At 68.2% G+C, this 18,471-nt stretch carries 22 protein-coding genes; 18 read left to right on the forward strand and 4 right to left on the reverse strand.

What is annotated here, in order from left to right; all coding sequences use genetic code 11:
- The first annotated feature begins 84 nt into the window (after positions 1-84).
- From GBZ48_RS26545 to pqqE, 6 genes are all read left to right on the forward strand, one after another.
- The gene (locus tag GBZ48_RS26545; protein ID WP_343049679.1) at positions 85-657 is read left to right on the forward strand and encodes a rhodanese-like domain-containing protein; all 573 of its coding nucleotides are present in this window, start codon (positions 85-87) and stop codon (positions 655-657) included.
- Positions 658-793: 136 nt separating this feature from the next.
- Entirely contained in the window at positions 794-874 is an 81-nt protein-coding gene (gene pqqA / locus GBZ48_RS26550) for a pyrroloquinoline quinone precursor peptide PqqA (protein WP_014249839.1), read from the forward strand.
- Between the two features lie 112 nt (positions 875-986).
- A complete protein-coding gene (gene pqqB, locus GBZ48_RS26555) occupies positions 987-1,919 on the forward strand; it encodes a pyrroloquinoline quinone biosynthesis protein PqqB (protein WP_174473773.1) in 933 nt (310 codons plus the stop codon).
- Positions 1,916-2,692, forward strand: coding sequence for a pyrroloquinoline-quinone synthase PqqC (gene pqqC, locus GBZ48_RS26560; RefSeq protein WP_209798530.1), 777 nt, complete (start codon positions 1,916-1,918; stop codon positions 2,690-2,692). Before pqqB ends, pqqC begins: the two co-directional genes overlap by 4 nt.
- A complete protein-coding gene (pqqD, locus tag GBZ48_RS26565; RefSeq protein ID WP_174473774.1) occupies positions 2,689-2,985 on the forward strand; it encodes a pyrroloquinoline quinone biosynthesis peptide chaperone PqqD in 297 nt (98 codons plus the stop codon). Before pqqC ends, pqqD begins: the two co-directional genes overlap by 4 nt.
- Positions 2,986-3,022: 37 nt before the next feature.
- Positions 3,023-4,141 (forward strand): pyrroloquinoline quinone biosynthesis protein PqqE, encoded by a 1,119-nt coding sequence (gene pqqE / locus GBZ48_RS26570; RefSeq protein ID WP_174473775.1) that lies wholly within the window; start codon positions 3,023-3,025, stop codon positions 4,139-4,141.
- A 58-nt stretch (positions 4,142-4,199) separates the two neighbouring features.
- On the opposite strand, the gene GBZ48_RS26575 is transcribed toward pqqE, so the two are convergent.
- Positions 4,200-4,376 (reverse strand): hypothetical protein, encoded by a 177-nt coding sequence (locus GBZ48_RS26575; RefSeq protein WP_174473776.1) that lies wholly within the window; start codon positions 4,374-4,376, stop codon positions 4,200-4,202.
- Between the two features lie 177 nt (positions 4,377-4,553).
- Between GBZ48_RS26575 and osmF the strand changes: the two genes are divergently transcribed.
- From osmF to GBZ48_RS26600, 5 genes are all read left to right on the forward strand, one after another.
- The gene (osmF, locus tag GBZ48_RS26580) at positions 4,554-5,498 is read left to right on the forward strand and encodes a glycine betaine ABC transporter substrate-binding protein OsmF (RefSeq protein WP_343049680.1); all 945 of its coding nucleotides are present in this window, start codon (positions 4,554-4,556) and stop codon (positions 5,496-5,498) included.
- A gap of 9 nt (positions 5,499-5,507) precedes the next feature.
- On the forward strand, positions 5,508-6,692 hold the full coding sequence (locus GBZ48_RS26585; protein WP_343049681.1) for an ABC transporter permease: 1,185 nt from the start codon (positions 5,508-5,510) through the stop codon (positions 6,690-6,692).
- Positions 6,689-7,648 (forward strand): ABC transporter ATP-binding protein, encoded by a 960-nt coding sequence (locus GBZ48_RS26590; protein WP_174473777.1) that lies wholly within the window; start codon positions 6,689-6,691, stop codon positions 7,646-7,648. The genes GBZ48_RS26585 and GBZ48_RS26590 overlap by 4 nt, the downstream gene beginning before the upstream one ends.
- On the forward strand, positions 7,645-8,403 hold the full coding sequence (locus GBZ48_RS26595) for an ABC transporter permease (protein ID WP_246307469.1): 759 nt from the start codon (positions 7,645-7,647) through the stop codon (positions 8,401-8,403). The genes GBZ48_RS26590 and GBZ48_RS26595 overlap by 4 nt, the downstream gene beginning before the upstream one ends.
- A gap of 92 nt (positions 8,404-8,495) precedes the next feature.
- The gene (locus GBZ48_RS26600; protein WP_174473778.1) at positions 8,496-9,047 is read left to right on the forward strand and encodes a hypothetical protein; all 552 of its coding nucleotides are present in this window, start codon (positions 8,496-8,498) and stop codon (positions 9,045-9,047) included.
- 20 nt (positions 9,048-9,067) lie between these two features.
- On the opposite strand, the gene GBZ48_RS26605 is transcribed toward GBZ48_RS26600, so the two are convergent.
- The 3 genes from GBZ48_RS26605 to GBZ48_RS26615 are packed head-to-tail and all read right to left on the reverse strand — an operon-like array spanning position 9,068 to position 12,679.
- Positions 9,068-9,658 carry a PqiC family protein gene (locus GBZ48_RS26605; protein ID WP_246307470.1) on the reverse strand — a complete coding sequence of 197 codons (591 nt, stop codon included), beginning with the start codon at positions 9,656-9,658 and terminating at the stop codon, positions 9,068-9,070.
- 29 nt (positions 9,659-9,687) lie between these two features.
- Positions 9,688-11,361 carry a PqiB family protein gene (locus GBZ48_RS26610; protein ID WP_174473780.1) on the reverse strand — a complete coding sequence of 558 codons (1,674 nt, stop codon included), beginning with the start codon at positions 11,359-11,361 and terminating at the stop codon, positions 9,688-9,690.
- Positions 11,354-12,679, reverse strand: a complete 1,326-nt coding sequence (locus tag GBZ48_RS26615; protein ID WP_246307471.1) for a paraquat-inducible protein A — start codon at positions 12,677-12,679, stop codon at positions 11,354-11,356. Before GBZ48_RS26615 ends, GBZ48_RS26610 begins: the two co-directional genes overlap by 8 nt.
- A gap of 282 nt (positions 12,680-12,961) precedes the next feature.
- Between GBZ48_RS26615 and GBZ48_RS26620 the strand changes: the two genes are divergently transcribed.
- The 7 genes from GBZ48_RS26620 (at position 12,962) to GBZ48_RS26650 (ending at position 18,468) form a co-directional block, all read left to right on the forward strand.
- Entirely contained in the window at positions 12,962-13,765 is an 804-nt protein-coding gene (locus tag GBZ48_RS26620; protein WP_246307472.1) for a histidine utilization transcriptional repressor HutC, read from the forward strand.
- A gap of 65 nt (positions 13,766-13,830) precedes the next feature.
- Positions 13,831-14,661, forward strand: a complete 831-nt coding sequence (locus tag GBZ48_RS26625) for a transporter substrate-binding domain-containing protein (RefSeq protein ID WP_246307473.1) — start codon at positions 13,831-13,833, stop codon at positions 14,659-14,661.
- A 111-nt stretch (positions 14,662-14,772) separates the two neighbouring features.
- Positions 14,773-15,420, forward strand: a complete 648-nt coding sequence (locus tag GBZ48_RS26630; protein ID WP_174473782.1) for an amino acid ABC transporter permease — start codon at positions 14,773-14,775, stop codon at positions 15,418-15,420.
- Between the two features lie 4 nt (positions 15,421-15,424).
- Complete coding sequence (locus GBZ48_RS26635; RefSeq protein WP_174473783.1) at positions 15,425-16,126, forward strand: amino acid ABC transporter permease; 702 nt, start codon at positions 15,425-15,427, stop codon at positions 16,124-16,126.
- Positions 16,126-16,968: an amino acid ABC transporter ATP-binding protein gene (locus GBZ48_RS26640; RefSeq protein ID WP_281362498.1), complete on the forward strand. Its 843-nt coding sequence runs from the start codon at positions 16,126-16,128 to the stop codon at positions 16,966-16,968. The genes GBZ48_RS26635 and GBZ48_RS26640 overlap by 1 nt, the downstream gene beginning before the upstream one ends.
- Positions 16,969-17,143: 175 nt before the next feature.
- Positions 17,144-17,818: an energy-coupling factor ABC transporter ATP-binding protein gene (locus GBZ48_RS26645; protein WP_174473784.1), complete on the forward strand. Its 675-nt coding sequence runs from the start codon at positions 17,144-17,146 to the stop codon at positions 17,816-17,818.
- Entirely contained in the window at positions 17,818-18,468 is a 651-nt protein-coding gene (locus GBZ48_RS26650) for an energy-coupling factor transporter transmembrane component T family protein (RefSeq protein WP_174473785.1), read from the forward strand. Before GBZ48_RS26645 ends, GBZ48_RS26650 begins: the two co-directional genes overlap by 1 nt.
- Positions 18,469-18,471 lie beyond the last annotated feature (3 nt).

The raw sequence follows: 18,471 nt of genomic DNA on the forward strand, positions 1-18,471 counted from the left end.
GCAACGCTGCCATAACTACAGTAGTTTTTTTTTTTTTTAAACGAGAAACGGGCATAGGATATCAAGAAGGGTCTCGTGGCCTGGGTGTGGTGTAAAGGATCCACCCTCCCAGCAGTCGCGGCTCTCCTTCTCACCCTCGCCCTCATCACGCCCACCCTTGCCGCCGGCATTCCACAGCCGGACGGCTACCGCCTGTCAGACTACCGCTCCCCCACGCCGGACGGGGTCCTCGGGGCGGAGACGGTCGACACCCCTGCGGTGCAGGCGTTGCTGTCGCAAGGCCGTCTTATTCCTGTCTTCGTCCAGCGCCTGGAGCGCAGCACATTGCCCGGCGGCCCCTGGTTGCAATCGAAGCCCTACCGGCAAATACCCGGCAGCGTCTGGCTGCCCAATGTGGGGGTGGGCGCCCCCGATCCGGCGACGCTGGCATGGTTCGAGTCCGAGTTGGACCGTCTGACCGGCGGCGACCGCTCCCGCGATCTTTTGTTCTACTGCCTGTCCGATTGCTGGCTGTCATGGAACGCGGCCAAGCGGGCGGTGTTGCTTGGGTATGCCCGTGTCCATTGGTACCCGACAGGCATCGACGGCTGGATGGAAGCCGGTCTGCCGACGGAGGAGGCGCATCCGCTGCCGCCTCCCACTGCTCCCACTCCCTGATATCGGGGGCGGGTCGGCACCGAAGGAGATGGCGGATTACACCATGGTAGCATGGCGGCCCTCCGCCCCGGACCGCTACTCTTCATCTTGCCAACCATCCTGGTAAGCAACAGTCAGCAAGCAGGAGTATCACGCGATGAAGACCTGGCGCAAACCGAAGACCACCGAAATCGCCGTCGGCACCGAGATCAACGCCTACGCCTGCGCCGGCCTGTAAGCCGGACGAACCGGGGCCGGGGAAGCACGGCGTGACAGCACTTCCCCGGACCTGCCTTCCATAGGGCCTTTTTCTCAAGGACCGCGCCCAAGACGCGCTCAAGACGGTGGCCATGAAGATTCTCGTACTCGGTTCGGCAGCCGGCGGGGGCTTCCCGCAATGGAACTGCGCCTGCGAGGGTTGCCGCCGTGCCCGTTCCGGTGACCCGGCGGCCAAGCCCCGCACCCAATCGTCGCTGGCGGTGACCGCCGACGGCGAACGCTGGCTGTTGCTGAACGCCTCGCCCGATCTCGGCGCGCAGCTGCTCGCCAACCCGCAGCTGCATCCCCGGAATGGTCTGCGCGGCAATCCGATCGGCGCGGTGCTGCTGACCAATGCAGACATCGACCATGTGGCGGGCCTGCTGACCCTTCGCGAATCTCATCCCTTCGCCGTTTATGCCACCCCGCGCGTCCATGGCGTGCTGGCCGGCAACAGCGTGTTCAACGTGTTGAATCCCGAACTGGTCGCGCGCCGCCCGATGGCGCTGGGCGAACCCTTCCAGCCCGCCGGCGCCGACGGTCGGCCGCTGGGACTGGAGGTCGAGGTGTTCGCGGTGCCGGGCAAGGTGGCGCTCTATCTGGAGGATGCGTCGGCCGGTCCCGGCTTCGGCTCCGTCGCCGAGGACACGGTGGCGCTGCGCATCCGCCCAAGCGACGGGTCCAGCGACGGCTTCTTCTACATCCCCGGCTGCGCCGCCATGCCGGGCTGGCTGGCCGACCGGCTGCATGGGGCGCCGCTCGTGCTGTTCGACGGCACAACCTGGACCGACGATGAGATGATCCGTAGCGGCACCGGGGTGAAGACGGCGGCACGCATGGGCCACATGCCGATGTCGGGACCGGCCGGCAGCATGGCCGCCTTCGCGCCGCTGAGCGTCGCCCGCAAGTTCTACATCCACATCAACAACACGAACCCCGCCCTGCTGGAGGATTCGCCCGAACGGGCGGAGGCCGAGGCGGCCGGCTGGCGCATCGCCCATGACGGGCTGGAGCTGACCCTATGACTGAGCTGATGTCCCGCGAGGAGTTCCGCGCCGCGCTCTATGCCATCGGCGAGCGGCAGTATCACGACCTCCACCCGTTCCATCAGCTGCTGCACGGCGGCAAGCTGCAAAAGGGGCAGATCCAGGCCTGGGCGCTGAACCGCTTCTATTATCAGGTATCGATCCCGCGCAAGGATCTGACCATCATGTCGCGCATGGACGATCCGGCGTTGCGCCGCGCCTGGTTGCAGCGCGTGCTGGACCATGACGGGCTGACCCAGACCGGCGAACTGGACGAGACCAAGGTCGGCGGCATCGAACGCTGGTTGCGGCTGACCGACGGGTTGGGGCTGGATCGCGACTATGTAAAGTCGCTGGAAGGTCTTCTGCCCGCCACCCGCTTCGCCGTGGATGCCTATGTCAACTTCGTGCGCGACCATTCGCTGCTTGAAGCGGTGGCGTCCTCGCTGACCGAGCTGTTCGCGCCGTCGATCCACCGCGAACGCATCGCCGGGTTCGAGCGCAACTACGCCTTCGCCAACGACAGCACGCTGTCCTATTTCCGCAAGCGGCTGGATGAGGCACCGCGCGACGTGGAATTCGGTCTGGACTATGTGCTGACCAATGCCCATACAGCGGAACAGCAGCAGCAATGCCTGCGCGCCCTGCGCTTCAAGACCGAGCTGCTGTGGGCGCAGCTGGATGCCCTGCACCATGCCTATGTCACCCCCAACCTGATTCCGCCCGGCGCCTTCGTGCCGGTGGACATGGAACCGACACGGTACAGCCGGTGAACGCCGTCGCTCCCCACATTGCCGAGACCGACCGGTTGAGGCTGGCCCCCGGAGTCATGCTGCGCAACGACCGCCGCCGCGGCCAGTGGATGCTGATGGGGCCGGAGCGGCTTCTGGTGCTGGACGAGATGGCGCTGGCGGTGGTGCGCGCCTGCGTCGGTGCGGAGATCGCCGATGTGGCCGCCGGCATCGACCGGCTGACCGTGGAATACGACGCGCCGCGCACGGAGGTCGCCGCCGATGTCCTGGAGATGCTGACCGACCTGCGCAACAAGGGTTATGTCGTCACATGAGATGCCCCGGGAGGTGTGTCTCCAGGAGGTGTGTTCAATGAGCTGCGCCCTGCCCACCTTCGCGGCATCCCCGGCCGCCGAACCGGCCCCGCCCTTCGCGGTGCTGATGGAGTTGACGCACCGCTGCCCGCTGCGCTGCCCCTATTGCTCCAACCCGGTGGCGCTCGAGTCCGCCAGCGCGGAACTGGACACCGCCACCTGGAAGCGCGTGCTGGACGAAGCGGCGGACGTCGGTGCGCTCCAGGTGCATTTCTCCGGCGGAGAGCCCTGCGTCCGCAAGGATCTGGAGGAGCTGGTCGCCCACGCGACGGAGATCGGCCTCTACAGCAACCTCATCACCTCCGCCGTGCTGCTCGACCGGGCCCGGTTGGAGCGGTTGCAGCGCGCCGGGCTTCAGCACGTGCAGATCAGCCTTCAGGATGCCGAAGCGACCGGCGCCGACCGCGTCGGCGGCTTCAAGGGCGGTCACGTGAAGAAGCTGGAGGTGGCACGGGCGGTGGTCCGGCAGGGTATGGCGCTGACCATCAACGCGGTTCTGCACCGCCACAACATCGACCGGGTGAATGACGTCATCGATCTGGCGATGGATCTCGGTGCCGGACGGATCGAAATCGCCAACGTGCAGTATTACGGCTGGGCGCTCGCCAACCGCGCGGCCCTGATGCCGTCGCGTGAGCAGTTGCTGGCGATGGACGCTGCGGTGCGCGGCCGGCTGCCAGAACTGGCGGGTCGGATCGTGGTCGATTACGTCGTGCCGGATTATTACGCCCGCCGGCCGAAGAGCTGCATGGGCGGCTGGGCGCGCCGCTTCATGAACGTCACCCCGCGCGGCCGGGTTCTGCCCTGCCATGCGGCGGAGACGATTCCGGGGATGGCGTTCGAGACGGTGCACGACCGCAGCCTGTCCGACATCTGGCGCGATGGCCCAGCCTTCGCCCGCTACCGCGGCACCGACTGGATGCCGGAGCCCTGCCAGTCCTGCGACCACAAGGAGGAGGATTGGGGCGGCTGCCGCTGTCAGGCTCTGGCACTGGCGGGCAGCGCCGATGCGACCGACCCGGTTTGCGAAGTGTCGCCGGCCCATGCGGAGGTCGCCGTGCTGCGCGACCGCGACGCCGCGGCACTGGGGACGGAGTGGACCTATAGGGGTCTCTAGAGAAGTTTTGTGTCGGGGGGAGTATCGGCCGCGATCTCCCCCTGCCTTTCCGCCGCCCTCACTTGTCGTGTCCCGACCCGCCCTTCTTGCCGCCGCCATCCTGCTTGTTGACCGTCGCCCAGGCGCGGCTTTCTGCCTCATCTTTGGACACGCCGCGCTTCTCGTAACTTTCTTCGATATGCTCGGCCTTGCGCTTCTGCTTGTCGGTGTATTTGTCCTTGTCGCCCTGGGACATCGGATCCTCCTGTTGGGCTATGGGGGTTTCCCCGCTCAACAGTTTCACTGGATGGGAAGTTCCTCAGGGAAATAGGCGAAAACTCATATCCGGGACAGGACAGACGAAAAGCGCGGCTTGCCGTAAGCGCAGCCGTCACCCATCCTTTTCCCAATGCTTTCAGGGGGAGGTTCCGGGGTGTTCACGATCTTCAACAAGAGCCGCGCCTTCATGGGTGCGGCCATGGGTGCGGCAATTCTGGCGGTCGGTCTTGCCGCCGGCACGGCACAGGCGGCGGATGCGGTCCGCGTCGGCTCGAAGCTGGATGCCGAAAGCGGGCTGCTCGGCACCATGATCCTGCAGGTCTTGCAGGCAGGCGGCATCCCGACGGAGAACAAGATTCAGCTGGGCCCGACCAAGATCGTGCGCGGCGCCCTGCTGTCCGGCGAGATCGACATCTATCCCGAATATACCGGCAACGGCGCCTTCTTCTTCAACGTCGACAGCGATCCGGTCTGGAAGAATGCCGGGGCCGGCTACGACAAGGTCCGGCAGCTCGACCAGGAGAAGAACAGCATCGTCTGGCTGAAGCCGGCCCCGGCCAACAACACCTGGGCGCTGGCCGTGCGGCGCGACGTGGCCGACGCCAACAAGCTGAAGACCATGGAGGATTTCGCCAAGTGGGTTGGCGGCGGCGGCAAGGCCAAGGTCGCCGCATCGGCGGAGTTCGTGGAAAGCCCGGCCGCCCTGCCCTCCTTCCAGCAGACCTACGGCTTCGCGCTCAAGCCCGACCAGATGCTGATCCTGGCCGGCGGCGACACCGCGGCCACCATCCGTGCGGCGGCCGAACAGACGTCCGGCGTCAACACCGCCATGGTCTACGGCACCGACGGCGCCATCGCGGCACTCGACCTCGTCGTGCTGGCCGACACCAAGGGCGCGCAGATGGTGTATGAGCCGGCGCCGACCGTCCGCGCCACCGTGCTGACCGCCAACCCGAAGATCGCCGATCTGCTGAACCCGGTCTTCTCCAGCCTGGATGCCGAGACCCTGCGCGGGCTGAACGCCAAGATCTCGGTGGACGGCCAGGACCAGAAGCAGGTCGCCACCGACTACCTGAAGTCCAAGGGCTTCCTGAAATAAGCCGGCGACGTGACCAGCCGACTTCTCGTGCACAACCGCGTCGCCCTGCTGATGGTTCTGGCCGCGGCGGTCGCCGCCATGGCCTTGCCCTTTCTCGGCTTCGCACCCAACCGTCTGCTGTCGGGACGGCCGGTGCCGCTGTGGGCGGCGGTGCAGGGGCTGGGCGGGGCGGCGGCGCTGCTGCCGGGGTTGGTGCTGCTGGCGACGCCGTTCCTGCGGCCCACCCGTGCCGGGATTGGCCTGACCGTCGCGGCGGGCGGACTGTTCACCGCCGGGCTGGTCTGGCTGGCGGGCGCGCAGGCGGCGGCACTGGCCCAGGGAGCGTCCGCAGCGGCGCGGACCTCCTTCGCCTCCGGCTTCTGGGTGATGGCGGCAGCGGGTCTGCTGACCGCCATCGACGCGGCGCGCCGGCTGGGGCTGGGCGCCATCGGCCGGATGGCGGTCGGCGGAGCGGTCGCCGCGCTGGTGGCGCTGCAACTGGCATCCGGTCATCTCGACGCGCTGTCGATCCTCAAGGAATACGCCAACCGGCGCGAGATTTTCGCCGACGCCGTACTGCGCCACGCCACGCTGGTGGTGGCGGCGCTGGTCCCGACCCTGCTGATCGGCATTCCTCTCGGCGTCGCGGCCCACCGGGTGCAGGCGGTCGGGCGTGCGGTGTTCCCGGTGCTGAACGTGGTGCAGACAGTGCCGTCCATCGCCCTGTTCGGTCTGCTGATGGCTCCGCTGGCGGCGCTGGGCGCGATGCTGCCGGGGACGGGGATCAGCGGGGTCGGCCCCCTGCCGGCGGTGATCGCCCTGACGCTCTATTCGCTGCTGCCCATCGTCCGCAACACGGCGGTCGGGCTGGACGGCGTTCCCGCCCCGGTGCGGGAGGCCGCCCGAGGCATGGGACTGACGCCGCGCCAGATCTTCCTGCGCGTCGACCTGCCGCTGGCGCTGCCGGTCTTCCTGTCGGGACTGCGCATCACCGTGGTCCAGGCGGTCGGGCTGGCGGCGGTGGCGGCACTGATCGGTGCGGGCGGGCTGGGTGCCATCATGTTCCAGGGGCTTTTCGCCAACGCGCTGGACCTTGTGCTGCTGGGCGCCGTTCCCGTCATTCTGCTGGCAGTGGCGGCCGACGCCCTGCTTTCCATCGGCATTGCCGCCGCCACCCACAGCATCGGCGTCCTGCCGGGAAAGAGTGCGCCATGATCGAATTCGAGCAGGTGACCAAGCGCTTCGGCTCCTGGACGGCGGTGGATGCCGTGTCCTTCACCGTGGCGGAAGGGGAGTTCCGCGTGCTGATCGGGCCGTCCGGCTCCGGCAAATCGACGGTGCTACGGATGATCAACCGGCTGATCCCCGCCGACGAGGGCGCCATCCGCATCGATGGCGAGGACATCGCGTCCCTGAAGCCGGAGGAACTGCGCCGCCGCATGGGTTACGTCATCCAGTCGGTCGGTCTGTTCCCGCACTGGACGGTGGAACGCAACATCGCCACCGTCCCCGGCCTGCTCGGCTGGCCCAAGGCGCGCATCCGCGACCGGGTGACGGAACTGCTGGAATTGCTGAACCTCGACCCCCGCCGGTACCGCGGCGCCTATCCGCACCAGTTGTCAGGCGGACAGCAGCAGCGCGTCGGCGTCGCCCGCGCCCTGGCGGCGGAACCGCGCATCCTGCTGATGGACGAACCGTTCAGCGCGCTCGACCCGATCACCCGCGCCAGCTTGCAAACGGAACTGTCGGCCATCCACCGCCGTACCGGCACCACCGTGGTCTTCGTCACCCACGACATGGACGAGGCGCTGCGGCTTGGCGACCGCATCGCGGTGATGGACCATGGCCGGCTGATCCAATGCGCCACGCCGCTGGACATCCTGACCCGTCCGGCCAGCCCGCTGGTGCGCGACCTTGTCGGGCGCGAGGAATGGGGGCTGAAACGGCTGGCGGTGGAGACGGTCGGCGACCGCGCCCGCCGGCAGGAGAGCGTGACCGGCGAACCGCTGGCTGCGGAGACCCCGCTGCACCGCGCCCTGTCGGAGATGGTCGCCCGCGGCACCGAGCGGCTGCCGGTGGTGGACGGCGACGGCCGGCCGGCCGGCGTGCTGCACCTCTCCGACCTCGTCCGTCCCACCTCCGGCGGTGTGGTCCCCGGCGGCACCGCATGACCGGCGCCGGCATGGCCCCACGGGATTTCCTGACCGACCGGCTGATGCTGGGTCTGGTGGTGCTGGTGGCGCTGGTGCTGGGCATGCCGTCGCTGAAGCCGCTGTTCGCGACTCTGTTCCCCCGCCTGGACCGGCCGCTGTACGAGGCGGAGAGCTTCGTCAGCCTGACGCTCGACCATATGGCGCTGGTCGGCGCCTCCAGCCTCGCCGCGATCATGCTGGGCGGTGGTGCCGGCATCGCCGTCACCCGTCCCTGGGGGCGGGAATTCCGCGGCCTGCTGGAAACCGTCGCCACCATGGGCCAGACCTTCCCACCGGTGGCAGTGCTGGCGCTGGCGGTTCCGGTGATGGGCTTCGGCCCCGAACCGGCGCTGATCGCCCTGACGCTCTACGCCCTGTTACCGGTGGTGGAGAACACGGTCGCCGGGTTGGACGGCGTCCCGGCCCCGGTGCTGGACTCGGCCCGCGGCCTGGGCATGGGGCCGGCGGAGGTGCTGTTCCGCGTCGAGCTGCCCCTGGCCGCCCCGGTGATCCTGGCGGGCATCCGCACCGCCGTCATCATCAATGTCGGCACCGCCGCCATCGCCTCCACCGTCGGCGCCAAGACCCTGGGTCTGCCGATCATCGTCGGGCTGAACGGGTCCAACCAGGCCTATGTCATCCAAGGTGCGCTGATCGTCGCCGCACTCGCCGTGGTGATCGATGCCGGGTTCGACCGGCTCGCCGGCTGGCTGACCCGATGGTCGCAACGCTGAAGACAGGCCGGGCACGACTATATTTGCGAATGACTTGCATTCGCATTTTGAGCATCCTACTCTCCGCTGATCCACCCCAAGCGGAGTCCGCCATGTCCAGCATGCAGTTTCATCGCCGCGCCGCCCCTCGCCGCGAGCGCTTCCAGGATCTGTGCGATGCAGAGACGCTGGTCGTCTCGGTGCTGCGGCTGTGGGCGGAGCCTCTGCGCGAACCGGAGCGGCAGCATCCGCATTGGCAGGATGGAATGACCGCCGCCGGGCTGTCGAACGACGCGGCGGTGGCGTTCGACACGCTGATGCGGATTGTACTCGCCGCCACCAACCGCCCGCTTGACCTCCACCGTCCGCCCTGCCCGGCCTTGGGCACCGACGAGGCGCTGCTGCTCGACATGTTGCGGCTGGCCCAGCAAGGGTTGCATGGCGAGGCCGGGGTGCTGATGAACGACTGGCTGTCGCTGACCGCCGTGCGCATGGCGATGGCGCCGCTCTGCGTATTGGCTGCGTCCCTCGCCCGTGCCGGCCTGACGCTGCCGGACCCTGCGCAGGCGTCGCCGATGCCGAGCCGGCCGACCGCCTCTCCCATCGACAGGCCGCGGGCCGGGCCGAGCCCCACCGCCGACCGCGGCGCCACCCTGCTGCACTGAGGCGGCTCCGTGCGTGCAGCCTAGCGCCGCAATCCCGCGGCGATGCGATCCGCCAGCTGGCCGACCGCCTGGCTCATCGTCCGAACCTGCGCATCGGCCTCCGCACCGCCGGACGGCACCTCGACGGTTTCGCGCGCCGGCGCGATCCTGCGTCCACCGGACCCGCTGCCGGATGACAGGGTCCATTGCGCATCCAGAACCACACGCCCGGTGGCGTCGGCATCGAAACGCAGCACGGTGACGGCCAGCACCGGCGTCCCCTCGGCCAGCCCGCTGCCGGCAACCGGCAGCACCGTCGTCCCCGGCAACCGTGCCGCGAGGTCGCCGGCCAGGGTGGAGCGCAGGCCGTCGGCCAGCGGCTCCGCCCAGCGGTCATACTCCAACGTCTCCACCCGGTTGCCGTCGATGCGGCGGACGATCTGCGGCCGATCGATCAGCATGGGCAGGTCGAGCGAGCCCAAGGCCAGGGTCCGGAACGTTGTCGCCGCCGGCTGCGCCGAAGCGGCCGGCGGAATCATCGCCAGCGTGTAGAGCCGGCTGTCCGGCGTCGACTGGCAGGCCGCCAGCACGAAAAGCGGCAGCGCCAGCGCAGCATTCCGGAATCCGCGCATCACATTCATCCCCTCTGCTCCCCGTCCCATTATTTCTTGCCTCGCAGCAGCGCTTCAGGGTGACGTTCCAGATAGTCGGCCAGCACACGGAAGGACCGCGCGGCATCGTTCAACTGCCGCATCACACCCGGCAGGTCCGCCTGCCCGCTCCCACCGCCCAGCAGCCCGTTGGCGTTCTTCAGCGTTCCCTCAGCCGCGGTCGCCACCCCGCGCAGGCTCTTCACCAGTTGCGGCAGCTGCCGGTCGGCGTCGCGCATCAGCGCATCGGCGCTGCCCAATGCCTTGGCAAGCGCGGCCAGCGACCGCGCGAGGTCCGGCGACCCCGCGAGGCCGCCCACCGACTGCAAGGTGCCGCGCAGGTCGGCGATCAGCCCGTCCAGCGGCAGGGCGGAGATCTTCTCCATCACCACCCCGGCCGAGGCCATGATCGAATCGAGGTCGCTGGAGGCCACCGTCGGCAACTCCGACCGCTCCGGCCCCGACGAGGGTGGCACCTCGGGAGCGTAATCGAAGGACACCAGCTTCTGCCCGGTGATCAGGTTGCCCGAGGCCAGCCGGGCCCGCAGCCCCTTCTGCACCTGCATGGCCACCAGCTTGCGCACCGCCGCCTCGTCCATCGGCTTGCCGTCGATCACGGCATAGGTCCGGGCGACCAGATCGGGTTCGAAATCGATCTCGACGGGGATGTGCAGTTCCTCCTTGGCCTCGTCATACTCCAGCCGCACGGCGGCGACATGGCCCACCGTCAAGCCGCGCATCAGCACCGGCGCTCCGGCCTGCAACCCCTGCACCGAACCGGGGAACTCCAGCCGGTAGCGCACGCGCAGCCGGTCGCGTGCCGCCGCGGCGGACGCCTGATCCTCATAAAGCGTGAAGCTGGCCCAATCGAGCGCCTGTGCCCCGGCCTCCGGATCGGGAGGGGTCTCCAGCACCACGCCGCCCAGCGCCAGCGACTTCAGCGATTCCGTCTGGAACTTGATGCCATCGGCCCCGGCGGAGAACTGGATGCCCGACGAGCGCCAGAAGCGGCTTCCCTCATGCACCAAGCCCTCATAGGGGGCACGGACGAAAATCGCCACCGACACGCTGCGGTCCTGTGGCGACAGGTTGTAGCCCATCACCTCGCCCACCTGGACACCGCGGAAATAGACGGGAGAGCCCTGGGCCAGCGACCCCAGCTGCTCGGTCTTCAGGTTGAAGCTGCGGCCCGGCACGTCGGCGCGGACCACCGGCGGCTCGTCCAGCGCGTCGAACTCCCGTCGGTCATCGCCGCCGCCGGGCTCCATCTCCACATAGGTGCCGGACACCACGGTGCTGAGCCCCGATACCCCGCCGAGACCGAGGCGCGGCGCCACCACCCAGAAGCGGGTGCCGTCCTTCAGGTGACGGGCTGCGGTGCGGTCCATGCGCGCAGTGGCGATCACCTGCGACAGGTCGTCGGACAGCCGCACCGATTCGATCACGCCCAGATCGACGTTCTTGTGCTTGATGCGTGTCCGCCCGGCCTCAAGCCCGTCGCCGGACTGGAAGGTGATGACGATCTGCGGCCCGCGCTCCTCGAACCAGCGCCAGCCGAGCCAGCCGGCGATCAGCGCCGCCACCAGCGGCAGCAGCCACAGGGGCGACAGCCGCCGGCGCGGCGGTGTCGCGACCTCCGGCGGGTGGTTCGCCGGAGGTTGGTTGTTCCGGGTCTCTTCAGCCATGCCGGGTCATTCCACCCTGTTCGTTCTGCACCGCATCGGGTGCACCCTCTTCGGCGCGGTCCCACATAACCCGCGGGTCGAAGATGTGGCTTGCGATCATGGTCAGCACGACCACGCCGGCGAAGGCGATGGCACCGGGATCGGCGCGGACGGAGGCGACGGCACCGAACTGCACCAGTGCCGTGAGGATGGCGATCATGAACACGTCGATGTTGGACCAGCGCCCGATGGCGTCGATGATGCGGTACAGCCGCGTCCGGGCATGCAGCCTCGCGGCCGAACGCCGCCACGCGGCCAGGAGGAACCAGCCGAGCCCCGCCAGCTTCAACACCGGCACGGCGACGCTGGCGACGAAGACCAGCAGGGCCAGCGGCCATAGCCCGGCCTCGGCCAGTTCATGCACGCCGCTGAGGATCGTGCTGGGGGCGCCCTGGCCGAAATTGACGACGGTCATCACCGGCAGCAGGTTGGCGGGTATGTAGAGCACGGCACCTGCGGACACCAGCGCCGCGGTGCGCTCCAGGCTGTTCGGTTCGCGCGGGTGCAGGCGGCTGTGGCAGCGGGTGCAGCGGTCCGGTGCCGGCCCATGGTCGCAGCCATGGACCCTCTGGCACACGGTGCAGGCGACCCAGCGCCTGGGCGCCGGCGCATCGCTGGGCGGCACATGGTCGATCGCCTGCCAGACCCGGCGGCTGTCGAGCGCCAGATCCATCAGCGTGCCGGCCAGCACGAAGCCGCCCAGCGCCAGCCCGCCGGCCAGGAACTCCGCGTTGGCGAAGCCCTTCAGCCGCGAATAGCCGACCAGCAGTCCGAGCAGGAAGACGTCCAGCATTGCCCATGGCCGCAGTTTCTCGGCCCAGGCGAAGAGACGCGCGGTCTCCCGCACGTGGGTGGGCGGGCGACCGTCATGCACCCGTTGCAGCACGGCGATCACCGCCATGATGCGGGCGAAGGGGGCGGCCAGCACCAGCGCGCCGACCAGCAGCGACAGCGGCCACATGCCCTGGTCGGCCAGAATCTCGACCCCGGTGGTGACCAGGCTTGTGCGGTCGTTGCCCTGGATGTTCACGCCCATCAGCGGGTTGGCGGCGATCAGCAGCAGCATCAGGGCGCTGGCGACCGCCATCGGCAGCGCGTGGCGGACGCCGCCGCGCCCATTCCGGAACAGGACCGCGCCACAGCGCGTGCATTCGGCCCGGCGCCCCGGCGCTGGCAGGCGGACGCGGTGCAGGCGGCCGCAGTCGGGGCAGGCGACGAGATCGTCACGACTCTCCACCGCCGGCACCCTCAACCCTTCCTTGCCCGTTCCAACCGACATGCACGCACGCAAACCTTCCAGCCGACGAAACCCGCTCTCCAATTGGCTTTTATCAGCGTTGGCGCAAGCCCCTGCGAAGCGGATAGGCGGAATTCCGCCGCATTGCAACATGGCCGGTGTCACGCTCGGGAATTCGCGATTGACCGAAAGATTATGTACATACATTATCGCCGAAACGTCACATCGCAACGCGGCGCGGAGAGCGGGGTGCAGGGGTTGGCACGGCAAGGCCTGACCGGACAGAACCGCGGTAACGGACCGGCGTCCCCGCCGGACCATCCGTTGCAAGCCTGTCCGGCGCAGACCGGCCTCGCTCCGGGCAGCGCCCCGAAAGACAGCACGCCGAAAGACAGTTCCCTCGACGGCCGCGGCCCCCTGTTCGACCAGATCAAGCGCGCCGTCGCCGGCCAGATCCTGCGCGGACGCTGGCAGGCGGGCCAGCGCCTTCCCAACGAGGCGGAACTGTCCAGCCTCTACGGCGTCTCCCGCCAGACCGTGCACAAGGCCATCGCCCTGCTGGCGCGGGAGGGCTTCCTGGTCCGCCGCCGCCGCGCCGGCACCTTCGTCGCCACCGGCCGCCGCGACCGCTTCGCCCTGCCCATCGAGGACATCGGCGACGTGGTGGCGCGGGATGGGCGTGTCTACGAATTCCGCATCCGCGACCGCAGGATTTTTCGCAACGGCGAGGGCATCCGGTGGCCCGACCTGCCCGACGGAACGCCGATCCTGACGCTGGAATGCCTGCATTTCAGCGACGGCACGCCGATCCAGCACGAACGCCGGCTGGTCAATCTCGACGTCGTGCCGGAGGTGGTTGACGAATCCTTCGATGTCGTGGCACCCAGCCGATGGCTGGTCGACCGGGTTCCCTGGTCCTCGGCCGACCACACCGTGCGCGCGGTCAACGCGACGGCGGAGATGGCGGCCCTGCTGGGGGTGGAAGCCGGTGCGGCCTGCCTGTCGATCCGGCGGCAGACCATGCATCTCAGCCGGCCGGTGACGCTGGTTCATTTCCTCTCGGTCGGTGACCGCTTCAGCCTCAGCGGATCGTCGATCACCGACAGTGCGACCGAGTTGAATTTGTAAACACAAAAGGACCGGCGACAGGCGCCGGCCGCAACAGGGGTGACCTCACGATGGAGAGCAAGGCTATGGTTCGGACGATGTTCAAGACAGCGCTGCTGGGCGCCACCCTGCTGGTCGCCGGTGCCGCCGCCGGGACGGCGATGGCCGACACGCTGGCCGACGTGAAGAAGGCGGGCGTCTTCACCGTCGCCACCGAGATGCAGTTCCCGCCCTTCGATTTCCTTGAGAACAACGAGTACAAGGGTGTCGACAAGGACCTGTTCGACGAGGTGGCGAAGGAACTGGGCGTCAAGGCCAAGTACATGGACCTGCCCTGGACCAGCGTGCTGCCGGGCCTGGAAGCCAAGAAGTTCGATCTGGTCATCGCCCCGGTCACCATCACGAAGGAGCGCATGAAGCGCTACTCCTTCACCGTTCCGATTTCCGAGGCGACCGCCGCCCTGATGAAGCGCGCCGACGACAAGACCATCAACAAGCCGGAAGACATCGCCGGCAAGAAGGTCGGCGGCGGCAAGGGCACCTCGCAGCTGGCCCAGGTGAAGGAATTCGGCCAGACGCTGCCGACCCCGCCGGACGTGCGCGAATATGTCGACAGCAACCAGTCCTATGCCGATCTGGCCGCCGGCCGCGTCGACGCCTCGGTCAACTCGCTGCCGAACCTGAACTTCGCCGCCGCCCAGCGCAAGGAGACCTTTGCCGTCGTCCTGCCGCCCTTCGGCAAGCCCTCCTACTTCTCCTGGGTCGGCCGTCCCAGCGACGACGACAAGAGCCTGATCGAGGCGGTCAACGCCGCCCTGGTCAAGATCCAGAAGGACGGCCGCATGGCCGCCATCCAGAAGAAGTGGTTCGGCGTCTCGCAGGAGCTGCCGACCACTGTTCCGGAACCGCAGCTCTAAGGAAAACCTGGGTATTCCCTCTCCCCAGCCATCACGACAGGCGGCTCCAAGGCTTCGCCGAAGACAGGGAGAGGGAAACAGGCTCCGGCACCGCCGACGAAGGCCCACACGATGAAGTTCAGCGTCATCATCGACGCCTTTCCCTATCTGCTGGGAGCGGCTGTCACGACCATCTGGGTCTCTCTGCTCGGCGTGCTGCTGGGGCAGGTGATCGGCGTTGTCGTCTGCGTGGCGCGCCAGTCGGGCGGCCGGGTGGCCGACATGGCTGGCGGTGTCTATGTCAGCTTCTTCCGCGGCGTTCCCCTGCTGATCCAGTTGCTGCTGATCTACTACATGCTGCCGCTGATCGGCATCGACGTGCCGCCGCTGGTCGCCTCCATCGCGGCACTCGGCCTCGCGTCCGGCGCCTATGTGTCGGAGATCTACCGGGGCGCGCTGAACGCCGTCCCGCACGGCCAGTCGGAGGCGGCGCTGGCGCTGGGCTTCCCCGGATCGTCGATCTGGACGCGCATCCTGCTGCCGCAGGCTTTCCGCATCTCGGTCCCTGCACTGGTCAACGAGCTGATCCTGCTGCTGAAGGCATCCTCGCTGATCTCCGTCGTCGGGGTGGCGGAGCTGACGCGGACCAGCCAGACCATCTCGGCCAGCAACTACCGCCCGCTCGAGATTTATCTGGCGGCCGGCCTCATCTATCTGGCGATCAACGGCGCGCTGGCCCTGTTCGGCACGCTGGTCGAACGCCGCCTGCAACAGGCCTGATCCGATGTTGGACCTTTCCCTCCTCGTCCAGTACGGCCCGGCGCTGCTGCGCGGCTTCGGCGTCACCATCCTGTGCTGGGGCGCCGGCTGCCTCATCGGCATGGTGCTGGGCTTCGCGCTCATGCTGCTGCGGCAATTGCCGGTGAAGCCGCTGCGCTGGGTCATCCGCGCCTATATCGAGGTGATCCGCGGCACGCCCTTCCTGATCCAGCTGTTCCTGCTCTACAGCGGCGGCCCGGCCATCGGCTTGCGGCTGGAGGCGACGACCGCCGGCATCCTCGGCCTCGGCATCTACGGCAGCGCCTATTTCGCCGAGATTTTCCGCGCCGGCTATCAGGCGGTGCCGAAGGGGCAGGTTGAGGCGGCTCTCAGCCTCGGCATGTCCTACGGTGCCATCCTGCGCCGGGTGATCGTGCCGGCGATGCTGGTGTCGACCATCCCGCCCATCGTCAACATGATGGCGATCCTGACCAAGGAGACGGTGGTGCTGTCGATCATCACCGTGCCGGAACTGATGTACGAGATGCAGACGATGGCGGCGGAGACCTTCGCCACCTTCGAGACCATCCTGGGGATGGCGCTGTTCTACTGGCTGCTGGTGGAGGCGGTGTCGCGCCTGGGCCGCCGGCTGGAGGCGCGCGTCACCCGTTTCCTGACCCACGCCTCGCCGCAAGGGTCGTCCAAGACTGCAACCGCGAGGGCGTGATGACCGCCGTTTCCCGAACCGCCACCCCGTCGCGTGCCGCAGGCCAGGGCGATACAGTCCAGGGCGATGCCGTGCCGATGGTCTCCATCCGCGGCGTCGGCAAGAGCTTCGGCACCAACGAGGTGCTGCGCGACATCGACCTGACCGTCAACAAGTCGGAGGTCGTCTGCCTGATCGGCCCCAGCGGATCGGGCAAGAGCACGCTCCTGCGCTGCATCAACTTCCTGGAGGTCTACGACCGCGGCGAGATCCGCATCGAAGGCAAGCTGGTCGGCTATAGCGAGGACACGCCGCGCCGCCGCCTGTCCAACCGCGACCTGCGCGATCTGCGCCGCAACGTCGGCATGGTGTTCCAGCAGTTCAACCTGTGGCCCCACATGACCGCGCTGGAGAATGTGGCCGAAGCCCTGGTGCAGGTCCGCGGCATGGACAAGGTCGCCGCAACATCCCACGCCCGCCGGATGCTTGACCGGGTCGGTCTGGCCGCCAAGGCCGACAGCTACCCCGCCCGCCTGTCAGGCGGCCAGCAGCAGCGCGTCGCCATCGCCCGCGTCATCGCGATGGAACCCCACCTGATGCTGTTCGACGAGCCGACATCGGCGCTCGACCCCGAACTGGTGGGCGAGGTGTTGCAGGTGATGCGCGATCTGGCGGCCGACGGCATGACCATGGTCGTGGTGACCCACGAGATGGGCTTCGCCGCCAACGTCGCCGACAAGGTGGCCTTCCTCGACCGCGGCCGCATCGCCGCCTTCGGAACCCCACGCGAGGTCTTCCACGAATCGACGGAGCCGCGGGTGCAACAGTTCTTGCAGACCTATCACGAGCGCAACAGCTTCTGAGCTCCTACAGTGCACCATTTGGTTTTGCCCTCTCCCTTGCCATGCTGATGCATGGGGCGGGAGAGGGCGGAAGTTGCAAATTTGGCAACTTCTCCCCTGGCACGCGCTTCGTAGACTCGCTAAGAACCTTTCGCACGCGCAACAGAACTGCAACGCGAAAGCCCTGGCTCCGTCGATGATCGAACTCCGGTCCGTCACCCACGCCTATGGCGACCGCCCCGTCCTGCACGACCTGTCGCTGCGGCTGGCCGAGCGGCGCATCGCCATTCTCGGTGGCAACGGCTCAGGCAAGAGCACGCTGGCCCGCCTGCTGAACGGGCTGATCGTGCCGGCAGCCGGGACCGTCACGGTTGATGGCCTAGATACCCGCAGCGACGGCCGTGCCGTGCGCCAGCGGGTCGGTTTCGTCTTCCAGAACCCCGATACCCAGATCGTCTACCCGACGGTGGAGGAGGACCTCGCCTTCGGGCTGAAGGCGCGCAAGCTGCCGAAGGACGAAATCGCCCGCCGCGTCGCCGGGGCGCTCGAGCGCTACGGCCTCGACCGCTACCGGCACCAGCCGGCCCACCAGATGAGCGGCGGCGAGAAACAGCTGCTCGCCATCGCTGGGGTGCTGGTTCTGGAGCCGGCCTATGTGATCTTCGACGAGCCGACCACCCTGCTCGACCTGCGTAACCGCCGCAAGGTGATCGACCTGCTGCGCGGCCTGCCGCAGACGGTGATCGTCGTCACCCACGATCTCGACATGGTGAAGGATTTCGACCGGGCACTGGTGCTGGAGGATGGCCGCATCGTCGCAGACGGCCCGCCGGCGGAAACCGTGCCGGCCTACATCGAGCGGCTCGGCTGATGCTGGGCCTCTACCTGCATCGGGAGTCGGTCGTTCACCGCCTGCCGGCAGGGGCGAAGCTCGGCGGCCTGCTGCTGGTGACCATCCTGGTGCTGGCCCTGCCCGGTGGCTGGGGAGCGCTGGCCGCCGGATCGATCGGCGCCGCGCTGCTCGTGGCGGCAAGGCTGCCGGCCGGGCGGGTGCTGGCGGAGCTGCGGGCGCCGGTGCTGATGCTGACCCTGCTGTTCGGTTTCCAGGCGCTGCTGGCCGGCAGCGGGTGGGAGGAGACGGCGGTCGCCGTCGCCCGCTTCACCGCCCTGATCCTGCTGGCGACCCTGGTCACGCTGACCACCCGGGTCATGGACATGGTCGATCTGTTCGAGCGGCTGTTCGGCCTGCTGCGGCCGGTTGGGGTCAACCCGGCGAAGATGGCGCTGATGCTGGCCCTGACCATCCGTTTCATCCCGCTGCTGGGCGAACAGGTGCGCGAGGTGAGGATGGCCCAGCGCGCCCGCGGCGTGGAACGTAACATAGCCGCCCTGTTCGTTCCGCTGCTGGTCAAGATCCTCACCATGGCCGATGATCTGACCGCCGCGCTGGAAGCGCGCGGTTACGACCCGGTGGATGCCGGGACGAACGACAGCAAAACCAAGAACAGCACTCAACGATAACGT

It is taken from the genome of Azospirillum melinis (genome assembly GCF_013340935.1).
Taxonomy (GTDB): domain Bacteria; phylum Pseudomonadota; class Alphaproteobacteria; order Azospirillales; family Azospirillaceae; genus Azospirillum; species Azospirillum melinis.